Origin of the sequence: Stenotrophomonas maltophilia group sp. Smal12 (genome assembly GCF_037079935.1) — a bacterium.
GTDB classification, from domain to species: domain Bacteria; phylum Pseudomonadota; class Gammaproteobacteria; order Xanthomonadales; family Xanthomonadaceae; genus Stenotrophomonas; species Stenotrophomonas sepilia.
This window is the reverse complement of record NZ_JBAWUK010000010.1, coordinates 25,618-48,527: the sequence shown is the minus strand read 5'-3', so window position 1 is coordinate 48,527 and position 22,910 is coordinate 25,618. Positions and strand designations below refer to the sequence as shown.

The window sequence follows — 22,910 nt, the reverse complement described above, 5'->3', positions numbered from 1 at the left end:
CCTCACTTGGTCAACCACTGACCGTAAGCCTCCACATCGATCATGGGGACCGTTCCACTGAACTGAAGCTGCGCGATCAGCTTGAAAAGAAACGCGGTCGCCGGCTTGTTTTCGTTGGTGTAGCTGTACGCGCCGCTGGCTTGGTCATAGAAAAAGTGCCCGTGGGCGGCAACGCATCCGATGTCCAGACGCCCCTCGGTGAGGTTTGCGTTCAGCGCCTTGTCCATGGATGGGCCCAATGCAGGACTCCATTCGCTCTCGAAGGTGAGCAAGCCACCCAGAATCGGAATCAACGGCTTCGCTGGGTAGGTCCCGCCAGCGTGCGGGATCGGCAGGCTCGTGCGGTGCAGCCTGCGCACACTGGCGACCTTCTCCTGGGCATAGGCCACAAGCCCCGCGTCAGCCGTCTGCTTGGCCTCGAACACGGCGTACACGCTTTCGGCTGGAATGATCGTCTCGTTCTCGTAGGTGAAGATAAAAGGCGAATATTGCCGATCAAACACCACCACATCGATCTGCTGGCTGAAGTTCCCCAGGCTGTCCACCACATGCGCCTTCGCCGCCTGGTACCGTTTGGGCAGATAGGTATCCAGCATGTCGATCCAGACGTTCTCGCTCGCATCCCCCTTCGTACCCGGGTGACCGAAGGTCTTGCGTACTACGGACAAGCGCTGCTGGATGTCTTCATGCAGGGACGACAGGAGCTGGGAAAGCGACCACTGGGACATGCTGTACCTCGATGGGACGTGTATGGAAGCCGATGGAATCAGGACAGTGGGAACTTGGGGCCAAACAGTGCGCGCCAGGCGCGAAGCGCTTCGATATTGCGACCACGACGCGCGTGGTCGATGGCGATGCTTGCGTCCTGGCTCGCCTGGAACAGCAGCTGCTGCGCGCGCTGCTTGCGCGCGGCATCCATATCGTTGCTGATCGCCGGGCCAAGTCCGGCGGGATCCGGCCACTCGTCATGAACACGATCGGCAAGCGTGGCAAAGAACGACTGGATCTCGCGATCGAACGATCCTCCCCAGCCGCCGTAAAGACACTCAAGGGCCATTACCTCGATCAGGAACGAGGGCTTCACCGGCTTCTGATCGCCGTGCTTGGGATTGTTGTTCCAGTACTTCACCATGCGCACGAGACCTTTCCACTCATTGCCATAGGCTTGGTGCGCTGCGGTCGCCTTGTCCTTATGGATCTCCGGGTCCGTCTTGATCCACTTTCCGGACGCCGTATCGGGGATCTCATACTGGTCGCCGGTGTCGAATGCGGGCACCGCATCCACGCTGACCACCCGGTAGTCCGTGTTGTCCTCCGCGTCGATGTGAACACCGAAATCCACGTTGATCGAGCGCGCCTGTTTGCGCACGGCCGCCGAACCGTATTTCTCCACCAATGCAGAGTGGAAATCATCCAGCACTACCGATGCGGCCTTGCCGTGGTAATGCTTCTCCGAGTCCTTCAGCACGAAGAAGATGTCGATATCCTTGAGCGGCTTCGTCTTCGTGTATCGAGCATAGGACCCGGTCAGGAAGCTGCGCGCAATGCCGAACTTGGTCTGCAGGTAGTCCCGCACTTCGTTCTGGCGTTGCGAGGCATTCTTCTGTTCGCGTTCGTTGAGTTCCAGACGCGACTTGAACTTGCGAAAAGCTTCATCGATCGACAGCATCAGCGTTGCCTCCAATATCCGGCCTGACCCGCCAGGCCGCTGTGTTCGACAGTCGAGCCTAGGCTCTGCTTGACCATTCCATCCGTCGAGCGATAACTTCCTTTGCTCCACCCCTCCACATCAGGCCGCCCTGGCTTTGTATCGAGCATTAACTTGTACTTGGCCTGCGATGGCAGCAGCCCAGCTTTCTTGATCGCGTACTTCAACTGCTCGGTATCCGTCCAGAAGCTGCCGTCGCCATCGGACCACCCATACACGATGTCGATATCCCATCGGGTCACGAGTTTGTCGGTTGCCGGGTTGTAGATCTCCAGAATCACCTTGCGCAGATCACCGGTCCCGAGCCACGTCTTGATGGCTCGGGTATTGCTCTCCCAGCGATCCGCGAAGTGCTCGGGGTCCAGCCCACTGAGCAGGATGATGTCTTTCAAGCTCTTGAGGATGTTGTCGGTCACATAGGTAACCGAGTGCGTGTACGAGTAGGTGGCGACGGTGCTCATGACTTGAGGAAACCTCCGAGGTCGAGCGACAGCGCTTGTCCAGCATCGGCCTGCGCCTGCGTGGCAATTCCTTGGCTCAAGTCCCGTGCAATGATGCGAGAACTGTGCTTTTTGAGCGCGGTTTGCACCCAGCCGAGCTGCTCCTTCGGACACGGCAGCGAGACTCCCCAGTCTCCCTTCAACGGCTCGAACCCCAAGACTTCTTCGTTGGCATCATCACCATCGATCGCGTCTTCGTCGAAGAGGCAGTAGATCCTGGTCCGTGGTCCATCGCATGTCGCAACGATGGGCGCGCTCTTGGGTGCCTGGTCGGCGATCAAGCTGGCGGCCACGCCCGCCACGGCCCTGAGTTCAGAGCGAGCCGTGCCGTCCTTGCCCTGAGTGAGCAGTTCGACAATGGCATCCCACGTCTGCAACGCATCGCGGTGCGGCGAGCTGCGAAACGTCCGGCTGACAACGGTGGTCATTTTTGCTTCCCTCCTTGAAGGCGCATTTGCGTTGCCTGTCGTATCGCACTGCGCAGGTGCTCTACGGAAAGCTTGTTCGGATCGATAGCCACTTGCGGGTCGGCCGCGAGGGCGTTGGCTACGACCTTGCGAATGGCCCGACCATCCAATCCGACGCACTCGCCAGCGCACGCGTCGAACTGGTGAGCCGAGGAAAGCTTGCCAATCCCCGGAAATGTCTTTGCCAGGCCATTCAGGCAGTCCACCAGGATCTGCTTGCAGGCATCCTTGCCGGGCAGTGGCACCTCCATCACCATGTCGCAACGAGATAGGAAGGCACTGTCGACGGCCTGTGGGAAGTTGCTGGTGGCCACGAACAGCAGATGCGGGTTGCGTTCGGCCAACATGTCCAACTGCACCAACACCGCGTCGGTGGCCCGGTGCACATCAACCGGGTTGGCTTCCAGGCTGAGCTTGGCTCGATCAGCCGCAAGCGTTTCGACCTCGTCCAGAAGGACGATCGTCGGGCCCGCCGCTGCGGATTCTGCGATCGATTGCGAGAACAGGTCTGCCACGGCGCGTTGAGTCTTTCCCATTGCAGAGCTCGTCAGCGTGTGAGGCTCTACTTCCAGCAATCGAAACTTCGCAGAAGAAAAAGATTCGGCCACACGATGCGCCAAGCCCCGTGCCAAGGAGGTCTTCCCAGTCCCCGGCGGGCCGACCAACAAGATCACGCCGTGCAGGGGGAGTACCGTGCGCTCCACCTTGGGGCGCACCGTGAAGTTGACGATCGCCTGTGACAGCAACTGCTTCTTGAGAGCTTCGTCCATGACGATGGAATCCCACAGGGCGCCCAGCGACGTGTCCGGCAGCTTCCAGCTTCGATGGATGCCTTTCGGCAAAGTGGCGTCTGATGAAGGATTCTTGGTCATCCGTGGCTCTCGGCGGGTCAGAGAATGGTGCGATAGGTCGCCAGCACCTTGGTCGTTTGCACAAGGCCCTGGCGCAGCAGGATTTCGAGATAGCGGTCCACCTCGATCGGCGGATGCTTGAGTTGGGCACGCTGGCGCTGCGCAGCCGACACCACGGCGGCCGCGTCCAGATCCAGTAGGTTGTCCACAAACTCATCGGGGTGCTGCGATTCGATGCCGTACGGAGCCAGCAGATCGTTCGGGAAATCCCGTTCGTTGAACGTCACAATCACGCTCGCACCGCAGCGAATCGCCGCAGCCAGGACGTGCCGGTCGTCCGGATCGGGCAATGTCAGGCCTGCCACGAGCGCTTCGTAGCCCTCCACCAAGCCGTCCGGAATTGCCCGGTCCATGAGATCCGACGTCCTGTCGACCTGAACCCGGGTGAGATCGGGGCGGTTGATCAACAGGTTGCGTTTCCACTCCTCATGAATGGCTTGGCTCCACCGCGCCCGGAAGCGGCCAGACAGGCCGAGCCACATCAGGAAATCCCGCAGTGGCGCGGGATATAGAACGCACGCGTCGTAGACGGCGGTGAATGGGGAATGCCTCATTCGTATCCCATTCCCAACTCTTGCGACTGCTGAGCGAGTTCGGCCATCGCCTGCTCACTGGCGCGCTCGCGCGCTTCCTTGTACTGCATCAGATCGGCGAACCTCACCCTGCGGTGCTTGCCGGTGCGATGAAATGCCAACACCCCATCTTCGAGCAGCTTGACGAAATGGGGACGGGACACGTTGAGCAAGTCCGCCGCCTCTTGGGTCGTCAGCTCTGCATGGACGGGCACCACCTTTACTGCATTGCCATCGGCCAACTCGGCCAGGATGTCGACCAGCAGGCGTAAAGCCGAGGTAGGCAGTTCCACCTGATGAGCCTGTTTGTGGTCATCAAAGATCTGGATGTGCTGCGTCTCGAACTGGGTTGCGAGGTAAGCCGCCAAGGCACGTTGACCCTGGACGGCTGCCTTCACCTCTCCCGCGGCGGGAAGGGTCATCTTGGATTGGGCAGTGGCGGTGGTCATGGGTAGCTCCTAAGCGAAAACGGTTGCAGAGCCGATCATATTCGAAATACTCGAAAAACGCAATAATCGAAGCGCGACCCGTGCTTTTGTAGGTTCGCTCGCAGCATGCCCAATCCGGTCGTCCGCCAGTTCCTATTGTTTGCGGCCTGAAACAGCCCTGATCTCCACGATCAACCCATTGCTGATCACACAGGAATGGCGCGATGGTGGCTTCGATCTGGCTGCGCGCCGCGCATCGCGGCGTGCCCACTTGTTTCGTGACGGCCCTCGTGCTGGGCCAGTCCCCGATGGCATTGGCCGAGTCCCCGGCGCAGCGCCAGGAGTTGGTCGCCGCGCTGCGCCAGCTCGACGCGCTGGAACGCACCGTCGCGGACAGCGCCGCGCATGCCCCCATCCAGCCGGGCGAGCGCTACCACTTCGATTACCCACGGCTGCTGGCTGACCTGGCGCGCGTGCGCGCCGGCATCCAGTTCCACCTGACGCCATCACGCGCTCAGCCGCGCGACCCCTCCGAACTGGCCGGCGACTACCGCACCGAGCGGGCCGCTTCGCCATCGCCGAAGACGACTGCGGAGGGCGAGCAATGAACGGCGCCCAGGTCTCGGCATTTCAAGCCAACAGCGGTATCGCGCCTTCCGCGATGGCGACCGTCCTGGTCGGCGTCGTGTTCGCGGTCCTGCTCGTGTGGGGCGTCTGGGCCATCCGAACGGCCTATGTGGGGTGGTCCGAGAGCCGCCTCAACCAGCGCCAGTTCCTCGGCGTCTGCATCCGCTTCGTCGCGATGTACCTCGTCCTGAGTTTCTTCCTCCTGTCCTGACATGAAAGGCCCGACCATGCACAACCGCAACCTCACTTCCCGTTTTGCCCAGCGCGCCGCCGTGGCCCTGGGCGCCGCCGCGCTGCCCGCACTGTCGTTCGCGCAAGGTCTGCCGCAGTTGGAGAACCCGACGCGCGGCACCGGCAACGGCATCATGGAGACCATCCGCAACTACGGCTACGACATCATCATGCTCGTGGCCCTGCTGGTGGTGGCGTCGATGTTCATCGGCGTCTGCTACCACGCCTACGGCACCTACGCGGAGATCCACACCGGCCGCAAGACGTGGGGCCAATTCGGCCTCACGGTCGCCATCGGCGCCGTGCTGCTCGTGATCGGCATCTGGCTGCTCACCGAAGCCACCGGCATCCTGTAAGCGAGGCCGGTATGTCCGAGCAGCAGCACGTCCGTGCGGACGGGACGGTCACGTTCCTTCCGCACCGGCTCAACCGCCATCCCGTGGTCGTGCGCGGCCTCACCGCCGACGAGCTGTGGATCTGCTGCGGCCTGTCCGGCGCGGCCGGCCTGCTGGTCGGCGCGCCGCTTTCGTGGGTGTTCCGCACGATCGCCATCGCACCGACGTTCGTTGTCCTGGGCGTGGCCTTGGGCGTGTTCATCGGCGGCGGCATCCTGCGCCGCCTCAAGCGTGGGCGCCCCGACACCTGGCTGTATCGACAGTTGCAGTGGCGCATCGCAACGCGCCATCCGCTGATGGCCGGCTGGGTGGGCGGCCACGTGCTGATCTCGCGCTCGGGCTTCTGGTCCACCCGCAGGAGCATGCGATGAGCCGCTTCAAGAACGAGATCGCCCACCTGCAGGCGCACATCAAGACCTTGCGCCTGGGCGCGGGCGCGCTGGTCATTGTCGCCCTGGTCATGGGCGGCGGCTGGTGGAGCGCGCCGCGCGACCTGACCATCCACGTCCCGCCCGACCTGCGCTCTGGCAGTACCCGCAAGTGGTGGGAAGTGCCGCCCGAATCGGTCTATGCGTTCACGTTCTACGTGTTCCAGACGCTGAACCGCTGGCCGACCAATGGCGAAGAAGACTACTCGCGCAACCTCCATACGCTCTCGCCGTACCTCACCCCGTCCTGCCAGGCCTTCCTGCGGGCGGACTATGACTACCGCCGCTCCACGGGCGAGCTGCGTCAGCGCGTGCGCGGCATCTACGAGATTCCCGGCCGCGGCTATGGCGACGACCCCACGGCGCGCGTGCGCACCGTATCCGATCGCGACTGGGTGGTGACGCTGGACATCACGGCGGACGAGTACTACGGCGCCGAGCAGGTCAAACGCGCCCTGGTGCGCTATCCGATCAAGGTCACGCGGGTGGACGTCGATCCCGCCCGCAACCCGTTCGGCCTGGCGCTGGACTGCTACGAAGGCGCGCCCCAGCGCATCAGTGCACCGGAGCCGGCGCGCCCGGCGCCGAGTGACCTGAATCCGCAAGCGCCTCAAGGAGGAAACACCCCATGAAGCATCCTGTACTCGCGCTGCTGGGGCTACTGGCCGTGGCCGCGGCACCCGTCGCCCAGGCGGTGGAGATCCTGCGTTGGGAACGCATGCCACTGGCAGTGCCGCTGAAGGTCGGTCAGGAACGCATCGTATTCATCGACCGGAACGTGCGCGTGGGCGTGCCCGCAGGCGTGGGCAAACGCCTGCGCGTGCAGAGTGCGGGCGGCGCGGTGTACCTGCGTGCCAGCGAGCCGATCGAGCCCACGCGGTTGCAACTGCAGGACGCCGACACGGGCGCGCTGATCCTGCTGGACATCGCAGCCGAACCGCCCAAGGACGGGGAAGCCGAGCTGGAGCCGGTGCGCATCGTCGAGGGTGACAGCGCACCGGGACGCTATGGCGAGCAGGCCGACAGTGCCGAGGCCCCGGCACGCGCCCAGGGCCAGGCAGGTGCGCGGACCGCGCGGCGCGAAACTCCGGTCCCTGTCGTGCTGACGCGCTTCGCCGCGCAGAACCTCTACGCACCGCTGCGCACCGTCGAGCCGCTTCCGGGCGTCATGCGGGTCAACCTTCCCCGCGACCTCGACCTGGACACACTGATGCCAACGCTGCCGGTGCGCGCGGCCGTGCTCGCGTCGTGGCGCCTGGAAGACCAATGGGTGACTGCCGTGCGCCTCACCAACACCGGCGCCGACTGGGTCGCGCTCGACCCGCGCGTGCTGCAAGGCGATTTCCTCACCGCCACCTTCCAGCACGAGGCGCTGGGCCCGCGCGGCACGACCGAGGACACGACCGTGCTGTACCTGGTCACGCGCGGCCGCGGCCTCGCGCAGTCGCTGCTGCCGGCGATTCACCGCTTCGACCCTGCCGTGCATCTGCCGCAGCCGGACGGCGACGAGAACGCCAAGGAGGCCCGCCATGCGCAGTAACGGCCTGCTCAAGTGGCTGATGATCCCTGTCGCCATCCTGGTGCTGTTCGCCGGTATCCGGCTGTTCTCGGGTGGAGGCGGCACGGCGCCACCCGCGGCGGACAACGGCGCCCAGCTCACGCCCGAGGAAATGAAGGCGCTGGGCATCGAAGGCGACACCCCGCGCGACACCGTGGCGACGCTCGTTGCCCAAGTGAAGCAGTTGCGCACCGAGCTTCAGACCGCGCTCTCGGACAACAAGTCGCAGCGTGAAGAGAACCAGCGGCTGCGCCAGCGCGAGAACTCCATCGACCAGCGCATCAACTCGGCGCTCGAATCCGAGCGGTCCAACCTGCGCCGCGACCAAGAGCAGGCGGCCAGCGCGCGCCAGCAGACCGAAGGGCTGCTCGCCGACCTGCAGCGGCGCCTGGACAGCATCGGCGGGCGCGGCGGCGGCCATGCGGACCTGCCCGTGGGCCTGGGGCTGCAGGGCGGCGACGAGGCCGGCATGGAGGGCGGCGTGCGGTGGGTCGAGCCGGACGACGCAAAGCCCGCCGAGGGGCGCAACGGGGGGCGTGGCGCGAGCGGCGGCATGAGCTTCCCCACGAGCTTCGGCCCGGCGCAGAGCACGCTCGAAACCACCGCTGAAACCGTGGCCAACGCGGGCGCCCGCGCCGCCGGGGTCAAGAATGCCAAGCCGGTCTATACCGTGCCGACCAACTCGACGCTAATGGGATCGGTGGCGATGACGGCCCTGATCGGCCGCGTGCCGATCGACGGCACGGTCAACGATCCCTATCCGTTCAAAGTTCTGGTCGGGCCGGACAACCTGACCGCCAATGGCATCGACATTCCCGACGTGGCCGGCGCCGTGTTCAGCGGCACCGCCTCGGGCGACTGGACGCTCTCGTGCGTGCGAGGTCAGGTGCGCAGCATCACGTTCGTCTTCAACGACGGCACGATTCGCACGATCCCCGAAGACCGCGAGGGCAACCAGCAGAACAACCAACAGCGCGACGGCTTGGGCTGGATCAGCGATCCCCACGGCATTCCTTGCGTCAGCGGCGAGCGGCGCAGCAACGCCCAGCAATACCTCGGCTCGCAGGCCCTAATCACCGCGGCCGGTGCCGGTGTGGCCTCGCTCATCGAGAGTGGCAGCGGCCGCATGTCCTATGTCGGCTCGGACGGCTCCATCGGCACCGTGGGCATCACCGGCCAAGAAGCGGTCGGCCAGATTCTCGCGGGCGGTGTCCGGGACATGTCGGCCTGGGTCAACAAGCTCTACGGCCAAGCCTTCGCCGCCGTCTATGTCCAACCCGGCGCCAAGGTTGCCGTCCACCTCGAAAAGCCGCTCGCCATCGACTTCGATCCCGAAGGCCGCAAGGTCGATCACCGCGCAGGAGAAAGCCATGCCCTTGAACTTGACTAACCTGGCCCGTGGCCTAGCACTGGCCCTCGCCGTCGCGGTGCTCGCCGGCTGCGCCACCAGCAAGGAAAAGCTGTTGACCCACGGTGACCGCACGATGATGGACATCTGGCAGCAGGAGGCCGGCGACGGCGGTGGCGCAGCCGGACGGAACGCCGGCCGCCAGTTGCTCGATGCGCGCCAGAGCCTGCGTCGGCCCCTGACCGACGCCGACGTGCAGGCCGCACCTGTCGAGCAGATGCGCTACACGCGCACCGCGCGCAATGAGGTTCACCGCCAGTTCCAGCGTCTGCCCAATCCCGATCTCGTGATGTACGTGTACCCGCACCTGGCCGGCACCGACCCCGTTCCCGTGCCGGGCTACACGACGGTTTTCCCCTTGTACCAGCGCGTGCAGTACGCGATGCCTGGCGAGAGGACGGAGGACTACTGATGCGGTGGAAACTTCCATGGCCGAAGCTGGCTGCCGTCAGCGCCGAAGACACCGCCGCCGACGAGCAGCCGGACGGCTGGCAGCGCCACGTCGAGGCCTTGCAGCAAGCCGGCATCCCCGAACCCGGCGCCGCGGTCCAGGGCCGCAAGCCGGCGACCGTGGCCGACGAGCAGGCGCTGTACGACGTCGCACCGTCCTTCGTGGAACTGCTGCCCTGGGTGGAGTTCTTGCCCGAGTCGAAATCGATGCTCCTGGAGGACGGCCAATCGGTGGCCGCCTTCTACGAGCTGGTGCCGCTGGGCACCGAAGGCCGGGAACCCGGCTGGCTCGCGCATGCCCGCGACGCCCTGGAAAACGCGCTTCAGGACAGCTTCGATGAACTGGACGAGAACCCGTGGGTGCTCCAGCTCTATGCCCAGGACGAACCGAGCTTCGACCAGTACATGCAGACCTTGCGCGATTACGTGCAGCCACGTGCGCGCGGCTCGGCGTTCACCGAGTTCTACCTGCGCTTCTTCGGCCACCACCTGCGCGCTGTGGCCAAGCCCGGCGGCCTGTTCGAGGACACGGTGGTCACGCGGCTGCGCTGGCGCGGCCAGACGCGGCGCGTGCGCATGGTGGTGTACCGCCGCGCGAGCGGACAGGGACAGGCAAACCGCCGCGGCCAGACACCCGAGCAGATGCTGGGCATCGTCTGCGACCGCCTGTGCGGCGGCCTGGCGAACGCCGGCATCCAGGCCCGGCGCATGGTCGCGGCCGACGTCCACGACTGGCTGCTGCGGTGGTTCAACCCGCGCCCCACGCTGCTCGGGCCTGGGGTGGAGGACCGGGAGCGCTTCTACGCGTTGGCGCGCTATCCGGACAGTACCGAGGAAAGCGAGGCCGGCGAGATCGAGCTGGCGAGCGGGCGGGATTTCAGCCAGCGGCTGTTCTTTGGGCAGCCGCGCTCGGACGTGGCGCAAGGGGCCTGGTACTTCGACGGCATGCCGCACCGCGTGCTGATCACCGACCGGCTGCGCATGCCGCCCGGCACCGGGCACCTGACCGGCGAGACCCGCAAGGGGGACGCGATCAACACGCTGTTCGACCAGATGCCCGAGGACACCTTGATGTGTCTCACCATGGTGGCCACGCCGCAGGACGTCCTCGAATCGGACCTCAACCATCTGGCGAAGAAAGCTGTGGGCGAGACGCTGGCGTCGGAGCAGACGCTCAAGGACGTGCATGAAGCCCGCTCCCTGATCGGCAGCGCGCACAAGCTCTACCGGGGCACTCTGGCGTTCTACCTACGCGGGCGCGACGAGGCGGAACTGGATCGGCGCGGCCTGGACCTCGCGAACGTGATGCTCAACGCCGGCCTGCAGCCGGTGCGCGAGGACGACGAGGTGGCGCCGCTCAACAGCTACCTGCGCTGGCTGCCGTGCTGCTACAACCCCGGCAAGGACCGGCGCCGGTGGTACACGCAACTGATGTTCGCCCAGCACGCGGCGAACCTGTCGCCAGTATGGGGCCGCGCCCAGGGCACGGGGCATCCCGGCATCACGATGTTCAATCGCGGCGGCGGCCCGATTACGTTCGACCCCTTGAACAGGTTGGATCGGCAGATGAATGCCCATCTGTTTCTATTTGGCCCCACCGGCTCGGGGAAGTCCGCCACGCTCAACAACCTGCTGAACCAGGTGACGGCCATCTACCGGCCGCGGCTTTTCATCGTGGAAGCCGGCAACAGCTTCGGCCTGTTCAGCGACTTCGCCAGACGCCTGGGCCTGACCGTGAACCGGGTCAAGCTGGCCCCCGGATCGGGCATCAGCCTGGCGCCGTTCGCCGACGCACGCCGGCTGATCGAAACGCCCAGCGACGTACAGACGCTCGATGCCGACGCGCTGGACGAAGACCTGCCCCCCGATGCCTCGGCCATGGAAGCGGACGAGCAGCGCGACGTGCTGGGCGAACTGGAGATCACAGCGCGGCTGATGATCACGGGCGGCGAAGACAAGGAAGAAGCGCGGATGACGCGGGCCGACCGCTCGCTGATCCGCCAGTGCATCCTCGACGCCGCCGAACATTGCGTGGCCGAAAAGCGCACCGTGCTCACGCGCGACGTGCGCAACGCGCTGCGCGCCCGTGGCCAGGACCCGACGCTGCCCGAGATGCGGCGCGTGCGGCTGCTGGAGATGGCGGACGCGATGGACATGTTCTGCCAAGGCACGGACGGCGAGATGTTCGACCGTGACGGCACGCCGTGGCCCGAGGCCGACATCACGCTGGTCGATCTGGCGACCTATGCCCGCGAGGGCTACAACGCGCAGCTCTCCATCGCCTACATCAGCCTGATCAGCACGGTGAACAACATCGCCGAGCGCGACCAGTACCTGGGCCGGCCGATCGTCAACGTGACCGACGAAGGTCACATCATCACCAAGAACCCGCTGCTCGCGCCCTATGTCGTGAAAATTACAAAAATGTGGCGCAAGTTGGGCGCCTGGTTCTGGCTGGCGACGCAAAACATCGACGATCTGCCGCGCGCCGCAGAGCCCATGCTCAACATGATCGAGTGGTGGGTGTGCCTGTCGATGCCGCCGGACGAAGTGGAGAAGATCGCCAGGTTCCGCGAACTCTCGCCGGCGCAGAAGGCGCTGATGCTCTCCGCACGCAAGGAAGCGGGCAAGTTCACCGAGGGCGTCATCCTCTCCAAGAGCATGGAAGTGCTGTTCCGCGCCGTGCCGCCAAGTCTCTACCTCGCGCTCGCGCAAACCGAGCCCGAGGAGAAGGCAGAACGCTACCAGCTCATGCAGCAGCACGGCGTCAGCGAGCTGGATGCCGCCTTCAAGGTGGCTGAGAAGATCGACCGGGCACGTGGCATCGAGTCGCCGACCCTGGACCTGCCCTGAATCTGCCGTACACCGGAGAACGCCATGGAACAGAAACGCCCATCCATTCCGATGCAGGTACAGGCGTTCCGCCGTCGGCGCTGGAGGCTCAGCTGGCCCTGGGTGTTGGCCGCCGTGCTGGTAGCGCTGCTGCTGATCTGGCTCGTGTCCCGCTATTCTGGCAAGTCCACTCCCCAGACTTCAACGCCGGTCAGCGTGACGCAGGTGGCCGGGCCTCCGTGGCAGATGGGAAATCCGGAAGGGCGTTTCACGCTGACGCTCTACGCGGACCTCGAATGCCCGTTCTGCCGATCCTATTTCCCAGTGCTCAAGCGTTGGGTGGCCGGCAACGCGGACGTGGCCTTGCAATGGCACCACCTCCCGTTGGCCGCGCATGAGCCGGCCGCGTCTGCCGAAGCGAGCCTGGCGGAGTGCGCCGGCGAATCTGGCGGCCATGCCGCCTTCTGGCAGGCTGTCGAGTGGGTCTATGCCCACACGCGCAGCGACGGCCAGGGCTTGCCCGAGGACCTGCGGTACCCCGACCTTACGCCAGCCATCGAGCAGTGTCTGGCGAGCGAACGGCCCGAGGCGCCGATCCGCACCCAGACGGCGGAAGCCACGAGCAGCGGCGTGACCGCCACGCCGTCGCTGCGGCTGCACGATCGCGAAACCGGCAAGGCGATCCTACTGCAGGGTCCGATCGAGGGCGATGCCTTGCTGTCGGCCATGGACATGCTCGCGGCCGGCGATCCCGCCGCCACACCTACTACATCGGAAATGCCTGCCGACGTCGTCGGCGACATGCCCAGGTAGCCCCGGTCTTCAAGGCTACGGCGCAGTCCACTGCGCTGACCGAAACCCGTTCGCCTCGCATCCTGGCCGCGAACGATCACCGCTGCCGCGGTGATGGATGCACCTTGTTCGTTCCCCAGGAGGGCTTGCCCTCCCAGGGCGCGCGCCCTCCGATCTCACCGTCTGGAGGTTCGCCATGTCTTTCGTCGTCAATGACTCCTGCCTGGAGTCGCTTTCCGCCATCGCTGCCCAACACGAGGACTGGATCATCCAGCAAGCCATTGCACTGCTGGAGAAGCGGGTTTTCAAAGCGGGTGCGAAACTCCTCGACCCCACGGCCGTGCGCGACTACCTGCGCGTGAAGCTGGTCGCCGAGCCCAATGAGATATTCGCCGCGGTGTTCCTGGACAGCATGCACCAGGTGCTGGCCTACGAGCCGTTGTTCAGGGGCACGATCAACTCGACTTCGGTCTATCCGCGTGTCGTCGTGCAGCGTGTGCTGGAGTTGAAGGCCGCCGCGGTGGTCTTCGCGCACCAGCACCCCTCGGGCATTTCCGAGCCGTCGAGCGCGGATCGCATGCTGACCCAGCAACTGCAGGCCGCGCTGGCGCTCATCGATGTGCGGGTACTGGACCACATCATCGTCGGCCAGGGTGCCCCGTTCTCCTTTGCGGAGTCCGGCCTGCTGTAAGGGTTGCACTGCTTCGTTGATCAGCGCGGAGGCTTCGGCCTCCGCTTTTTTCTTTGCGGCGACGCAAGCAGGTATGCGGGGTGGCCGCGATGCGCATTGTTTGTTGGGGCCGCCTGGGGTTCGGCGTTTGACTATGGCCCTGATCAACTTCCGGGGCACATGACATGCCAGCAGCTTTTACCCGGTTCGCACCAGGCTGGCGAACCCTTGGCCTGGCCGTGGCGCTGCCGACGTCTCTGGCGGTGTTCAGCCCGGCCACCTTCGCCGCCGACGTGGTGGTCGTCACCGACAGCCGCCACCCGGTCAAGACCATGGGCGGCGAGCGACTGATCGAGTTGGGCGAAACGCCCCGGATCGAGGCCGAGCTTTCCGCGAATCTTCCAGCCGACCCTGAGCGGGCAGCAGCCATCGTCCGGCAACGCCTGAAGCAAGGCGGCACCGATCTTCAGCGCCGCATCGGCACCGCCTACCAGGGCGTCACCGACGCATGGAGTTTGGGTGTCACGACCATCCCGGCCGTCGTGGTGGATCAACGCTTTGTGGTCTATGGCGAGCCGGACGTGGCCCGGGCCGTCGCGCGCATCGAGCAACACCGGAGGACGCAGCCGTGACCCATCGCCCATTCGACCTGCTGCGCCGCCTGCGCGTCGCCGTGGCCTCGCTGCTGCTGATCAGCGCCACGGGCAGCTACGCCTTGAACACCGCCACCATCGTGTCCTCCGTCATGTCGCCGGACTGCCTGGAGTACCGGGTGGTGGGCATCTGCTACTGGCTCTACTGCACCTGGACGGGCTGCACGGTGCGCACATCCACCAAGGTCCGGCACTACGTGCCCGATGCGGTCGTCTCCAGCTACAGCAACACCGGAGAGAACCCCTGGGTCGAGGTGCAGGCGATGAGCACGCCCAACCCATCCGCACAGGCAGGTGGGGATGGGACCACGAACGAAGACCACGACAACAACCTCGCCAAATTCAAGAACAGCGATGTCATCGGCCATCCTGGCGGCGAGGTATTCAACCAGTTCGCATCGTCGTCGGGCTATTTCTGCCAAGGCGCGGGCACGGCCTTCATGCCGTATCTACTCAGCACCCTGGACACGCTGGCTTGGCGCTACAACGTGCCTGAAATGGCCTACCCGGAGGCGTTGATTCCGGGCATGCGCGAGGTCGGTGCGCGCACCACGATGAACCTCTGGGGCAATGTCTATCCGCGCGGCGGCTTCCTGCATCAGACCGATGACTACAAATCCGGGGCCGTCGTGGCCCAGCGCGCCGGTGATGTCGTCACGCGCCGCGGGCAGATCCACGTGTACCAGCCGCTGCTTGCCAACGCCCGCGACGGCTACTGGCCGGCCGGCGCGCTGATGGAGGGTGATGCCTCTACGGGCAAGTGGCAGGAGCTGACGCCGCGCCTGTCCAACACCTGCGTGGTGTTCCCGCACAGCGGCACGCTGACCCAGGCCCAACAAGGCGACTACGCCTGGGCGCTGTGGCGTCCCTATGCGTGCTGCGAACGCCGCGGGCAGGTGTTCCTGGGCAGCGTCGATTTCCTCTGAGGTGCCACGATGAAGCGTCCTGAATCGATGAACCTTTCCGCCAAGGCGTGCCGCCTGCTGCGCCCGAAGGCGCTGGCCGGCCCGCTCGCTCTGGTCTGCGGCCTGGCGTGGGCGCAGGTCGGATACCAGAACAGCGGCCCCGTCCTCGGCGATGACGTCATGTACTCGATCGGCGGTGGCAGTGCGGTGTCCATGGGCCGCGCGGCCGGCATGCGCTCCATCGGGGTCGGCGTGGGGTGGAACAGCAACCTGATCTGCGGCGACATGAGCATCCAGACCACGCTGCGCAATCAGCTCAACGGCATCACGAACGGCTTTCAGCAGATCATGAGCAACGTGATCCAGAGCGCGACCAGCGCGGTTGCATCGCTGCCGGCGCTGATCATTCAGCGCGCCGATCCGGGCCTGTACAACCTGCTGACCAACGGCGTGCTGCAGGCGCGGCTGGACTTCGACCGCTCCAAGCTGACGTGCCGCGCCATGGCGGAGAAGATGGCCGAGACTGCGGGTGGCCAGCTTGGCTGGAGCCAGATGGCCGAAGGCATGGCCTTGCGTGACGCGGTTGGCAGCAACGATGCCGTGTCGGCCGTCGAGCAGGCCGAGACGCGCCGCGGCAACGACGGCCTTCCCTGGGTGGGCGGCAGCAATGCCGGTGGCGCAGGCCAGTCCGCCATCCGCGTGGTCGGCGACGTCACCCGCGCGGGCTACAACCTGGTCAACGGGCGCGGCGTGACGGACACATCCTCCATCGCGTCCACCAGTTGCGCGAGCCTGTCCTGCCAGACCTGGACGTCGCCGCAGCAGGCGACCGAATGGGCCACCCGGGTCCTCGGGGAACAGGTGCAGCGCACGTGCGATTCCTGCACCAAGACCGAGACGGTGCCCGGCGTCGGGCTGACGCCGCTGATCCAGGAGGAGTACGAAGCCAAGCTGGAAGTCTTGCAGGAACTGGTTTCCGGCGTGCGCAACACCACCTTCGAGAACTTGCGCGAGGCCGGCAGCACGTCGCTGCCGATCACGCGCGGCGTCATCGAGGCGCTGCGCGACGAGCCGGACCAGGACCTGCTGGCGCGGCGCCTCGCGTCCGAGGTGGCGCTTTCGTCGGTGCTGGAGAAGGCACTGCTGCTCCAGCGCACGCTGCTCACCGGCAAGAAAGAGCCCAACGTGGCAGCCAACGAGTTGGCAGTCGAGGCCGTGAACCACGAGAGCGACACGCTCGACCGGGAGATCCGCAACCTCAAGACCGAACTTGAACTGCGGCGCGAGCTGGCGAACAACTCGCCGATGGCCATCATCCAGCGCCATGGCACGCGCGCGGCAGGCTCGCGCGGCATCTATGAGGGCGATCCGGTGCCCGACCGCCTCGACCAGTTGCAGAAGGGCAATCCGGGAGGCCGGCCATGAGCGCGGAGCGCATGGCCTGGCGCCCCTTGCGCTGGCTCATCAGCCGGCGTGCGGCGAAAGCACTGCTGTGGGCGGCCGTGATCGTCGCCGCTGCGGTGGGCGCCAACATCGCCGGCATCTATCTCGTTGGCAGCGTGGCCGGCTGGGAGCGGTGGCTCGCGGCCGCATCGGGCTACTTCTTCGTGTGGCGGTTGTTCCTGTACGGGGCGACGGCCTGCGGCTGGGTCTGGATGCGGCGGCGGCTGCTGGCGCGCGAGGACAGCACGCTGGCCCGACGCCGGCTGATTCGCGCTGAGGTCGCCGGCATTGTTGCCATCGTGGCGCTGGAAGCCAGCCTGTTGATGCAGGCCGCTTGAGGGGATCGAGGCCATGACGCTTTTCACGACCGACTACCTGGAGTACTACCTAACCCTCGTGTCCTGGATCGTCAACAACGGCATCTGGGCGGTCCTCGTATCCAGCGGGGTATTCGCGCTGCCTTTCGTCGCCATCATCGTGCAGGAGTGGTTGAAGGCCCGTGCGGAAGGCGCCGACGAGGGCAACAAAGGCGTGCTGAGCGCCGCCCGCATCGAGAACCGGGTCTTCGTCGCCATCGTGGTGGTGATGTTCGCCGGCATTCCGTTCATCGACGTGGACCTGAACACCATCCAGTACGACAGCTCGCGCTCGGCCCAGTGCCAGGTCAGCGTGGCGCAGCCCGGGGATACCGGCTGGTCGCAGTCCTTCAGCACCATCAACAACCAGTCGGCGAAGGTGCCGGTGTGGTGGGCGTTCATGCACGCGCTCTCGCGCGCCGTCACGGGCGCTTCGGTGGCAGCGATCCCGTGCGGCACGGACCTGCGGCAGATGCGCATGGAGATCGACGCTACGCGCATCGATGACCCGGTGCTGGCTCAGGAAGTAGCGGATTTCTCGCGGGATTGCTATGGGCCTGCACGGGCCAAATTGTTCATGCAGCGCCCTCAGCTCGATGAGCAGCAGATGCACGACGTGACCTGGATCGGATCGCGGTTCTTCACCGACACGAACGGCTACTACGACACATACCGTTCCAGCACCCCACGCGAGGACTGGCCCTATGACAGCACCCGCGACGCAGGGCTTGCGCAGGTGGCCAGCGGTGGCGGCTACCCGACCTGCCGCCAGTGGTGGAGCGATGGAAGTAACGGCCTGCGGGCACGCCTGCTGGGTCAGGTGGACCCGAGCCTGTTGAGTCGCCTGGCGGGCTGGGCCGGGTTCCTGAGCCGGGCCGAGGTGGACGACTCGGTGATCCGAGCCATCGCGTCACCGCGGCAGCAGAAGTTGAACCAGGGCAGCGTCTATACGGACTACGGAGGCCAGATCGACAAGACCTTGCCGAACATCGTGACACGGGCCACGGGAGACGTTGGGATGGCCGTCGGCGCGATTGCCGCGTTTCCCGCCATGGACGTCGTGAGACAGTCTCTACCCATGGTCCTCGCCTTGCTCAAGATGGCGCTGGTCATCTGCATCCCGCTCGTGCTGGTCGTGGGCACCTATGACCTGAAGACGGTCGTCACGGTCAGCGTCGTGCAATTCGCGCTGTTCTTCGTGGATTTCTGGTTCCAGCTCGCTCGCTGGATCGACAGCACTATCCTCGATGCGCTCTATGGCTGGGGCTTTGGCTGGAACCGGCCACACACGAACTTCGACCCGCTGGTGGGGCTGAACAATGCGTTCGGCGACATGCTCTTGATGTTCGTCGCGGGCACGATGTTCCTGGTGCTGCCAGGATTCTGGCTGGCAAGCCTGACCTGGGTTGGAATTCGGGCGGGACATGCCATTCAGGGGTTGTCGGACGGCAGCAAGAGCGCCGGCCAAGCCGGGGGCAAGGGGGCTGGGGCACTCACGGGAGGCAAGCTGAAGTAGCCCGGAGTCCGTCAGTCGTCGGTGTACAACTCGTGCGACGTATCGTTGTACAGATTGGGATCGTAGCCCGGTGTCTTGCGCAGTTCTGTGAGATCGGTGAAAGGCCACTCGTCCTCGTCAGAGGTATTGGCAGCAGCAGCCCACGCCGCCGCCACGACGCCCAACAACACGAGTGCGAACCAAAAAGCAACGTAGAGCAGCAATCCCACCACAGACAGCTTGACCACCCACACGAGCGCGGTGGCAACGGCCGCCGGCACCCCCTTGGACACCAACCAGTTCGACGCCCGACGTTCGCCGCGCGCGTAGGCGCGCCATCCGCGGCCAAAGGTGCGGCCGAGGCGTTCTGCGGTGCTGATGCGGGTCGTGGTGTTCATGGTCGTCTCCTGCTACAGAGGGATGCCTATTCCAGTTTGGTCCATTTCATTCTGTTTGGGGCTTCAATGTGCTCTCTTGCCGCTTCAGGACGCTTCGTCATCCGGTTCCACCGGCCCGGGATCAGGCTCCACGCCGACGCGATACGTGGCAACGAAGCGCGGCCAGTCCACATGGTCCACCAGGTCGATGTCATCGACAACGCCGACTCTTGCTGCCGCACGCTCGAACAGGGCGATGCTCTTGGCGGGATAGTTGTTGCGCGACGGATAGAGCACCCCGTCGAACAGCGGCTGGCCATCATCGCCGAGCATCGCATGCACCTGGGCGGACACCTGCTGCGTGTGCGTGTAGTCGCGGCTGGCCAACTGTTCCAGGTTCAGGCCGAAGTAACCCGCCATGACACCCTCGGCCGTGAGATCGGCCAAGCGCACGTCGTCCAGGACCCCCACGGCCCGCACGAGCCGGCTCTCGACTTCCTTCAGCGCAATCGAGCGCTTCTCGTCCGCCAGCCACTGGTGCTTGTGAAACACCGACTCCATCAGCGCCGTGGACAGGTCGCGGCCCAGGTAGAGCACGCCGTAGGTCCGCGCCGGGTCGTCGTAGCGATTGGTGCCGCTGCGGCCATAGTACAGCGGGCTGCCCCGATAGACGACGCGGCTCACATGCTGGAGCAGTTCACCCGCATCGATCAAGAACAAGGGCAGTTCGCGGCTCATGGCGGTCTTGCCTCAATGCACCTGGACGCCCAGCACGTTGAACACCGCTTCGGCCACGTCATCGATTGTGCCATGCGTCACCGCATCCACCGGCGAGCGTCCGCCCAAGCCTTCGAGCGGTTCGGATAGTGCGCGGTAGATCGTCCAGTGGTCGATGCCCTCGACCTCTTGAAGCACGGTTTGGGTCAACTGCTGCTTCACCGGGTCGAGCTGCCAGTCGGGCAGCTTCTGGCCGCGCGGCCCCACATTCAGCGCCAGCAGCCGGCGCGCGAGGATGTCCTTGTAGATCTGCTGGCGCGACTTGTCCGCCAGCTTGGCGTACTCGGGGATCGGCAGGTTGTGCGGCTGGTTGAAGGATTCCAGCAACACGGCGCGGCCTCGCTGGACGTCGGTTTCAGTCGGGGTCCAGCGCGTTTCGGTGCGCAGCGCGGCCGCCTTGCGCGCCAGGGCCTGCTCCACCGTTTCGCCTTCGAGGTTGCCTGGCAGTTTTACCGCCTCCACGCGCTCGTGAATGAACGCCTGCAACTCGGCCGCGAAAGCCGGCGCATCCCGGATTTCAACGGTATCCGCGAAACGGCGCACGTCCTCCACGGTGACGCGCGGCAGACGATCGGCAATGAATTCAATGGCGGTGGGCATGGTCATCTCCCAAGCAGGTTTGAGACAGGATTCACTCTAGTCGCCCTTGTCGCATTTGTCAACTTAGTCGCCTGAGCGAGAGCCTACCTGCCGGGGGTAGCGTCCCCGCAGCATAGGCAGGGGCCAGCGCCAGGTCTCCGTCCAATCCATTCGTGCGGGTTCCACATTGACGCTGGAGACGCAACCCAGGCCCGGCTATACCGAAACGGTTAAAGGCCAAAGGGCCGAAACGGCAAGGGAATGGGGTGCAAGGGGAAAGGCCCTACCTCGAAAAGGCGAAAAGGCCTCCCGGCCGGCCCCCCAGAGGACACCCGCATGCTCTCCCTGTTCCAGCGAAAACGGCCCCCGGTCGCTGCCCCGTCGCCAGCGCCCGCCACCGACCTCCCGAAAGGGTTGCTGCGGCCCGAATCGGCCGCATCGCTGCTGGCAACACCGCGCCGGCAGAAGCTGCTGGAACACATCTGGCAGCGCACGTCGCTGTCGCGGCGGCAGTTCGCCACCCTATACCGCACGCCGCTGGAGCACTACGCCGAGTTGGTCCAACAATTCCCCGCATCGGAAAGCCATCACCACGCTTACCCCGGCGGCATGCTGGATCACGGGTTGGAGATCGTCGCCTATGCGCTCAAGCTGCGGCAGTCCCATCTGCTGCCCATTGGCGGCAGTCCCGAAGACCAGGCGGCGCAGTCTGAAGCCTGGACTGCCGCAGTCGCTTATGCCGCGCTGCTGCACGACATCGGCAAGATCGCCGTCGATCTGCACGTCGAACTGTCCGACGGCTCGCTGTGGCACCCCTGGCACGGCCCGCTGCACCAGCCATACCGCTTCCGCTACCGCGACGATCGGGAATATCGGCTCCACAGCGCCGCGACAGGTTTACTCTACCGTCAACTGCTCGACCGTGATGCCCTGGACTGGCTCAGTGGCTATCCCGACCTGTGGGGACCGCTGCTCTACGTCCTGGCCGGCCAGTACGAGCGCGCCGGCGTGCTGGGCGAACTTGTCGTGCAGGCCGACCGGGCTTCGGTGGCCCAGGAACTGGGCGGCGATCCGGCCCGCGCCATGGCTGCACACAAGCATGCGCTGCAGCGCAAGTTGCTCGACGGGCTGCGCTACCTGCTCAAGGAACAGTTGAAGCTGAACCAGCCGGAAGCCTCCGATGGCTGGATCACCGAGGATGCCTTGTGGCTGGTAAGCAAGACGGTCTCGGACAAGCTGCGTGCGCACCTGCTGTCACTAGGCGTCGACGGCATCCCCGCGAGCAACACCGCCGTCTTCAACGTGCTGCAGGATCACGGCATGTTGCAACCGACGCCGGACGGCAAGGCGGTCTGGCGCGCGACCGTGACCAGCACGACTGGCTGGTCCCACTCATTCACCCTGCTGCGTCTCGCTCCCGCGCTGATTTGGGAGTCTGGAGAGCGGCCAGCGCCCTTCGCAGGGGCAGTGGCAATCGACGGGACACCGGCACCCAACAGTGCCGATGCCTTGGTGCCCTCGCCGGCAATGACGGCAAAGCCAGCCACCGACGATCAAGAGTCCCTTCCATGGGAGGGCGTCGACGCCGCGACTCCGGTTCACTTGCCTGCCGCACAAGCCGCACCCGATGTCATGGAGGACCTGCTGGCGATGGTAGGAATCGGCGATTTGCTTGTTCCCCAACAGGATGCGGAAGCCGTCTCGGGCGACGCACCCGCCGCTGGCCCTCAAACGCCACCGCCAACCTCGATGGTGCCCGTGCCGTCATCAGCGCCGGTGCCCACGTCCTCGTCGGCGCAGCCATCGGGCGAGCACTTCATGGCGTGGCTGAAACAAGGTATCGCTACCCGCCGGCTGGTCATCAACGACGCGAAGGCGCTCGTGCATACGGTGGGCGACACGGCCTACCTGGTCAGCCCCGGGGTATTCCAACGCTACGCACAAGAACACCCCCAGGTCGGGACTCTCGCCAAGCAGGAGAACCAGCAGGATTGGCAATGGGTACAAAAGCGCTTCGAGCGCCTGCAACTGCATCGCAAAAAGCCCAGGGGCCTGAACATCTGGACGTGCGATGTCACAGGCCCCAGGAAGTCCCGCCGCCTGTATGGCTATCTATTGCACGATGTTCGGCTCCTGTTCGCAGAGCCACCACCGAACAATCCTTACTTGTCACTTCTCGCGTAACCGGCGGCTCAAGAGCCGTCCAAAAATGCGACGCGGCGGACCAATCCGCAACGGCGCGAATCAGAACGTCGATATCGCTTGACCTCAAGTTTTGAGGCTTTGTAATGCCGCCGAGGTCGGTTTGCGCGCGCGTTCTGCGACGAGACGAGAAGCCGACAACCAAC

27 protein-coding genes are annotated in these 22,910 nt (G+C 65.2%); 17 read left to right on the top strand and 10 right to left on the bottom strand.

From position 1 onward, the window contains the following. Positions 1 to 2: 2 nt before the first annotated feature. Genes nucC through WDC87_RS06395 form a run of 7 tightly spaced genes read right to left on the bottom strand, consistent with a single transcriptional unit; the run spans position 3 to position 4,607 of the window. Entirely contained in the window at positions 3 to 728 is a 726-nt protein-coding gene (gene nucC / locus WDC87_RS06425) for a CBASS effector endonuclease NucC (protein WP_003050273.1), read from the bottom strand. Positions 729 to 766: 38 nt separating this feature from the next. Continuing rightward, a complete protein-coding gene (locus tag WDC87_RS06420; RefSeq protein ID WP_003105624.1) occupies positions 767 to 1,669 on the bottom strand; it encodes a CBASS oligonucleotide cyclase in 903 nt (300 codons plus the stop codon). Further along, on the bottom strand, positions 1,669 to 2,169 hold the full coding sequence (cap7, locus tag WDC87_RS06415; RefSeq protein ID WP_003090159.1) for a type III CBASS phage resistance system CD-NTase-associated protein Cap7: 501 nt from the start codon (positions 2,167 to 2,169) through the stop codon (positions 1,669 to 1,671). Before cap7 ends, WDC87_RS06420 begins: the two co-directional genes overlap by 1 nt. Further along, positions 2,166 to 2,636, bottom strand: a complete 471-nt coding sequence (gene cap8 / locus WDC87_RS06410) for a type III CBASS phage resistance system CD-NTase-associated protein Cap8 (RefSeq protein ID WP_003105626.1) — start codon at positions 2,634 to 2,636, stop codon at positions 2,166 to 2,168. Before cap8 ends, cap7 begins: the two co-directional genes overlap by 4 nt. Further along, positions 2,633 to 3,547, bottom strand: coding sequence for an AAA family ATPase (locus tag WDC87_RS06405; protein ID WP_003105629.1), 915 nt, complete (start codon positions 3,545 to 3,547; stop codon positions 2,633 to 2,635). Before WDC87_RS06405 ends, cap8 begins: the two co-directional genes overlap by 4 nt. 17 nt (positions 3,548 to 3,564) lie before the next feature. Beyond that, complete coding sequence (locus tag WDC87_RS06400; RefSeq protein WP_003109777.1) at positions 3,565 to 4,140, bottom strand: PIN domain-containing protein; 576 nt, start codon at positions 4,138 to 4,140, stop codon at positions 3,565 to 3,567. Then, entirely contained in the window at positions 4,137 to 4,607 is a 471-nt protein-coding gene (locus WDC87_RS06395; protein ID WP_003050245.1) for a helix-turn-helix domain-containing protein, read from the bottom strand. The genes WDC87_RS06400 and WDC87_RS06395 overlap by 4 nt, the downstream gene beginning before the upstream one ends. Before the next feature lie 203 nt (positions 4,608 to 4,810). Here WDC87_RS06395 and WDC87_RS06390 point away from each other — a divergent pair, with 203 nt between their 5' ends. From WDC87_RS06390 to WDC87_RS06315, 16 genes are all read left to right on the top strand, one after another. After that, positions 4,811 to 5,194, top strand: a complete 384-nt coding sequence (locus WDC87_RS06390; protein WP_003105635.1) for an RAQPRD family integrative conjugative element protein — start codon at positions 4,811 to 4,813, stop codon at positions 5,192 to 5,194. After that, on the top strand, positions 5,191 to 5,424 hold the full coding sequence (locus tag WDC87_RS06385; protein WP_003050225.1) for a TIGR03758 family integrating conjugative element protein: 234 nt from the start codon (positions 5,191 to 5,193) through the stop codon (positions 5,422 to 5,424). The genes WDC87_RS06390 and WDC87_RS06385 overlap by 4 nt, the downstream gene beginning before the upstream one ends. 16 nt (positions 5,425 to 5,440) lie before the next feature. Continuing rightward, positions 5,441 to 5,800: a TIGR03745 family integrating conjugative element membrane protein gene (locus WDC87_RS06380; RefSeq protein ID WP_003090173.1), complete on the top strand. Its 360-nt coding sequence runs from the start codon at positions 5,441 to 5,443 to the stop codon at positions 5,798 to 5,800. Positions 5,801 to 5,811: 11 nt separating this feature from the next. Continuing rightward, the gene (locus WDC87_RS06375; RefSeq protein WP_003105639.1) at positions 5,812 to 6,210 is read left to right on the top strand and encodes a TIGR03750 family conjugal transfer protein; all 399 of its coding nucleotides are present in this window, start codon (positions 5,812 to 5,814) and stop codon (positions 6,208 to 6,210) included. Further along, entirely contained in the window at positions 6,207 to 6,899 is a 693-nt protein-coding gene (locus tag WDC87_RS06370; RefSeq protein WP_003105641.1) for a PFL_4703 family integrating conjugative element protein, read from the top strand. Before WDC87_RS06375 ends, WDC87_RS06370 begins: the two co-directional genes overlap by 4 nt. Then, entirely contained in the window at positions 6,896 to 7,807 is a 912-nt protein-coding gene (locus WDC87_RS06365) for a TIGR03749 family integrating conjugative element protein (protein WP_003105643.1), read from the top strand. Before WDC87_RS06370 ends, WDC87_RS06365 begins: the two co-directional genes overlap by 4 nt. Beyond that, positions 7,797 to 9,215 (top strand): TIGR03752 family integrating conjugative element protein, encoded by a 1,419-nt coding sequence (locus WDC87_RS06360; RefSeq protein ID WP_003109776.1) that lies wholly within the window; start codon positions 7,797 to 7,799, stop codon positions 9,213 to 9,215. Before WDC87_RS06365 ends, WDC87_RS06360 begins: the two co-directional genes overlap by 11 nt. Further along, complete coding sequence (locus tag WDC87_RS06355) at positions 9,196 to 9,645, top strand: TIGR03751 family conjugal transfer lipoprotein (RefSeq protein ID WP_003109775.1); 450 nt, start codon at positions 9,196 to 9,198, stop codon at positions 9,643 to 9,645. The genes WDC87_RS06360 and WDC87_RS06355 overlap by 20 nt, the downstream gene beginning before the upstream one ends. After that, positions 9,645 to 12,536, top strand: coding sequence for a conjugative transfer ATPase (locus WDC87_RS06350; protein ID WP_003105079.1), 2,892 nt, complete (start codon positions 9,645 to 9,647; stop codon positions 12,534 to 12,536). The genes WDC87_RS06355 and WDC87_RS06350 overlap by 1 nt, the downstream gene beginning before the upstream one ends. 24 nt (positions 12,537 to 12,560) lie before the next feature. Further along, the gene (locus WDC87_RS06345; protein WP_003090202.1) at positions 12,561 to 13,328 is read left to right on the top strand and encodes a thioredoxin domain-containing protein; all 768 of its coding nucleotides are present in this window, start codon (positions 12,561 to 12,563) and stop codon (positions 13,326 to 13,328) included. A 175-nt stretch (positions 13,329 to 13,503) separates the two neighbouring features. Further along, positions 13,504 to 13,998, top strand: a complete 495-nt coding sequence (locus WDC87_RS06340; RefSeq protein WP_003090203.1) for a JAB domain-containing protein — start codon at positions 13,504 to 13,506, stop codon at positions 13,996 to 13,998. 164 nt (positions 13,999 to 14,162) lie between these two features. Then, positions 14,163 to 14,609, top strand: a complete 447-nt coding sequence (locus WDC87_RS06335) for a TIGR03757 family integrating conjugative element protein (protein WP_003109772.1) — start codon at positions 14,163 to 14,165, stop codon at positions 14,607 to 14,609. Further along, positions 14,606 to 15,556 (top strand): TIGR03756 family integrating conjugative element protein, encoded by a 951-nt coding sequence (locus WDC87_RS06330; protein ID WP_003109771.1) that lies wholly within the window; start codon positions 14,606 to 14,608, stop codon positions 15,554 to 15,556. Before WDC87_RS06335 ends, WDC87_RS06330 begins: the two co-directional genes overlap by 4 nt. Before the next feature lie 9 nt (positions 15,557 to 15,565). Beyond that, on the top strand, positions 15,566 to 16,960 hold the full coding sequence (locus WDC87_RS06325) for an integrating conjugative element protein (protein ID WP_003109770.1): 1,395 nt from the start codon (positions 15,566 to 15,568) through the stop codon (positions 16,958 to 16,960). Further along, positions 16,957 to 17,316 (top strand): hypothetical protein, encoded by a 360-nt coding sequence (locus WDC87_RS06320; protein WP_003090212.1) that lies wholly within the window; start codon positions 16,957 to 16,959, stop codon positions 17,314 to 17,316. The genes WDC87_RS06325 and WDC87_RS06320 overlap by 4 nt, the downstream gene beginning before the upstream one ends. Positions 17,317 to 17,329: 13 nt before the next feature. Beyond that, the gene (locus tag WDC87_RS06315; RefSeq protein ID WP_003090214.1) at positions 17,330 to 18,850 is read left to right on the top strand and encodes a conjugal transfer protein TraG N-terminal domain-containing protein; all 1,521 of its coding nucleotides are present in this window, start codon (positions 17,330 to 17,332) and stop codon (positions 18,848 to 18,850) included. 11 nt (positions 18,851 to 18,861) lie between these two features. On the opposite strand, the gene WDC87_RS06310 is transcribed toward WDC87_RS06315, so the two are convergent. The 3 genes from WDC87_RS06310 to WDC87_RS06300 form a co-directional block, all read right to left on the bottom strand. Beyond that, on the bottom strand, positions 18,862 to 19,227 hold the full coding sequence (locus WDC87_RS06310; RefSeq protein ID WP_003090216.1) for a DUF3742 family protein: 366 nt from the start codon (positions 19,225 to 19,227) through the stop codon (positions 18,862 to 18,864). An 84-nt stretch (positions 19,228 to 19,311) separates the two neighbouring features. Continuing rightward, a complete protein-coding gene (locus tag WDC87_RS06305; RefSeq protein WP_003090219.1) occupies positions 19,312 to 19,944 on the bottom strand; it encodes an RES family NAD+ phosphorylase in 633 nt (210 codons plus the stop codon). A 12-nt stretch (positions 19,945 to 19,956) separates the two neighbouring features. After that, a complete protein-coding gene (locus tag WDC87_RS06300; protein ID WP_252745537.1) occupies positions 19,957 to 20,583 on the bottom strand; it encodes an integrase in 627 nt (208 codons plus the stop codon). Positions 20,584 to 20,898: 315 nt separating this feature from the next. On the opposite strand from WDC87_RS06300, the gene mobH reads away from it, so the two are divergent. After that, on the top strand, positions 20,899 to 22,746 hold the full coding sequence (gene mobH, locus WDC87_RS06295; RefSeq protein ID WP_252745536.1) for a MobH family relaxase: 1,848 nt from the start codon (positions 20,899 to 20,901) through the stop codon (positions 22,744 to 22,746). Positions 22,747 to 22,910: the final 164 nt, after the last annotated feature.

Coding starts and splice junctions, on each gene's coding strand:
- cap8 (WP_003105626.1), bottom strand. CDS start 2,636: ATGACCACCGTTGTCAGCCGGACGTTTCGCAGCTCGCCGCACCGCGAT.
- WDC87_RS06310 (WP_003090216.1), bottom strand. CDS start 19,227: ATGAACACCACGACCCGCATCAGCACCGCAGAACGCCTCGGCCGCACC.
- WDC87_RS06370 (WP_003105641.1), top strand. CDS start 6,207: ATGAGCCGCTTCAAGAACGAGATCGCCCACCTGCAGGCGCACATCAAG.
- WDC87_RS06300 (WP_252745537.1), bottom strand. CDS start 20,583: ATGCCCACCGCCATTGAATTCATTGCCGATCGTCTGCCGCGCGTCACC.
- WDC87_RS06305 (WP_003090219.1), bottom strand. CDS start 19,944: ATGAGCCGCGAACTGCCCTTGTTCTTGATCGATGCGGGTGAACTGCTC.
- WDC87_RS06355 (WP_003109775.1), top strand. CDS start 9,196: ATGCCCTTGAACTTGACTAACCTGGCCCGTGGCCTAGCACTGGCCCTC.
- WDC87_RS06380 (WP_003090173.1), top strand. CDS start 5,441: ATGCACAACCGCAACCTCACTTCCCGTTTTGCCCAGCGCGCCGCCGTG.
- WDC87_RS06315 (WP_003090214.1), top strand. CDS start 17,330: ATGACGCTTTTCACGACCGACTACCTGGAGTACTACCTAACCCTCGTG.
- mobH (WP_252745536.1), top strand. CDS start 20,899: ATGCTCTCCCTGTTCCAGCGAAAACGGCCCCCGGTCGCTGCCCCGTCG.
- WDC87_RS06375 (WP_003105639.1), top strand. CDS start 5,812: ATGTCCGAGCAGCAGCACGTCCGTGCGGACGGGACGGTCACGTTCCTT.
- WDC87_RS06365 (WP_003105643.1), top strand. CDS start 6,896: ATGAAGCATCCTGTACTCGCGCTGCTGGGGCTACTGGCCGTGGCCGCG.
- nucC (WP_003050273.1), bottom strand. CDS start 728: ATGTCCCAGTGGTCGCTTTCCCAGCTCCTGTCGTCCCTGCATGAAGAC.
- WDC87_RS06420 (WP_003105624.1), bottom strand. CDS start 1,669: ATGCTGTCGATCGATGAAGCTTTTCGCAAGTTCAAGTCGCGTCTGGAA.
- WDC87_RS06350 (WP_003105079.1), top strand. CDS start 9,645: ATGCGGTGGAAACTTCCATGGCCGAAGCTGGCTGCCGTCAGCGCCGAA.
- WDC87_RS06400 (WP_003109777.1), bottom strand. CDS start 4,140: ATGAGGCATTCCCCATTCACCGCCGTCTACGACGCGTGCGTTCTATAT.
- WDC87_RS06405 (WP_003105629.1), bottom strand. CDS start 3,547: ATGACCAAGAATCCTTCATCAGACGCCACTTTGCCGAAAGGCATCCAT.
- WDC87_RS06385 (WP_003050225.1), top strand. CDS start 5,191: ATGAACGGCGCCCAGGTCTCGGCATTTCAAGCCAACAGCGGTATCGCG.
- WDC87_RS06345 (WP_003090202.1), top strand. CDS start 12,561: ATGGAACAGAAACGCCCATCCATTCCGATGCAGGTACAGGCGTTCCGC.
- WDC87_RS06340 (WP_003090203.1), top strand. CDS start 13,504: ATGTCTTTCGTCGTCAATGACTCCTGCCTGGAGTCGCTTTCCGCCATC.
- WDC87_RS06320 (WP_003090212.1), top strand. CDS start 16,957: ATGAGCGCGGAGCGCATGGCCTGGCGCCCCTTGCGCTGGCTCATCAGC.
- WDC87_RS06390 (WP_003105635.1), top strand. CDS start 4,811: ATGGTGGCTTCGATCTGGCTGCGCGCCGCGCATCGCGGCGTGCCCACT.
- WDC87_RS06395 (WP_003050245.1), bottom strand. CDS start 4,607: ATGACCACCGCCACTGCCCAATCCAAGATGACCCTTCCCGCCGCGGGA.
- WDC87_RS06325 (WP_003109770.1), top strand. CDS start 15,566: ATGAAGCGTCCTGAATCGATGAACCTTTCCGCCAAGGCGTGCCGCCTG.
- WDC87_RS06360 (WP_003109776.1), top strand. CDS start 7,797: ATGCGCAGTAACGGCCTGCTCAAGTGGCTGATGATCCCTGTCGCCATC.
- WDC87_RS06335 (WP_003109772.1), top strand. CDS start 14,163: ATGCCAGCAGCTTTTACCCGGTTCGCACCAGGCTGGCGAACCCTTGGC.
- cap7 (WP_003090159.1), bottom strand. CDS start 2,169: ATGAGCACCGTCGCCACCTACTCGTACACGCACTCGGTTACCTATGTG.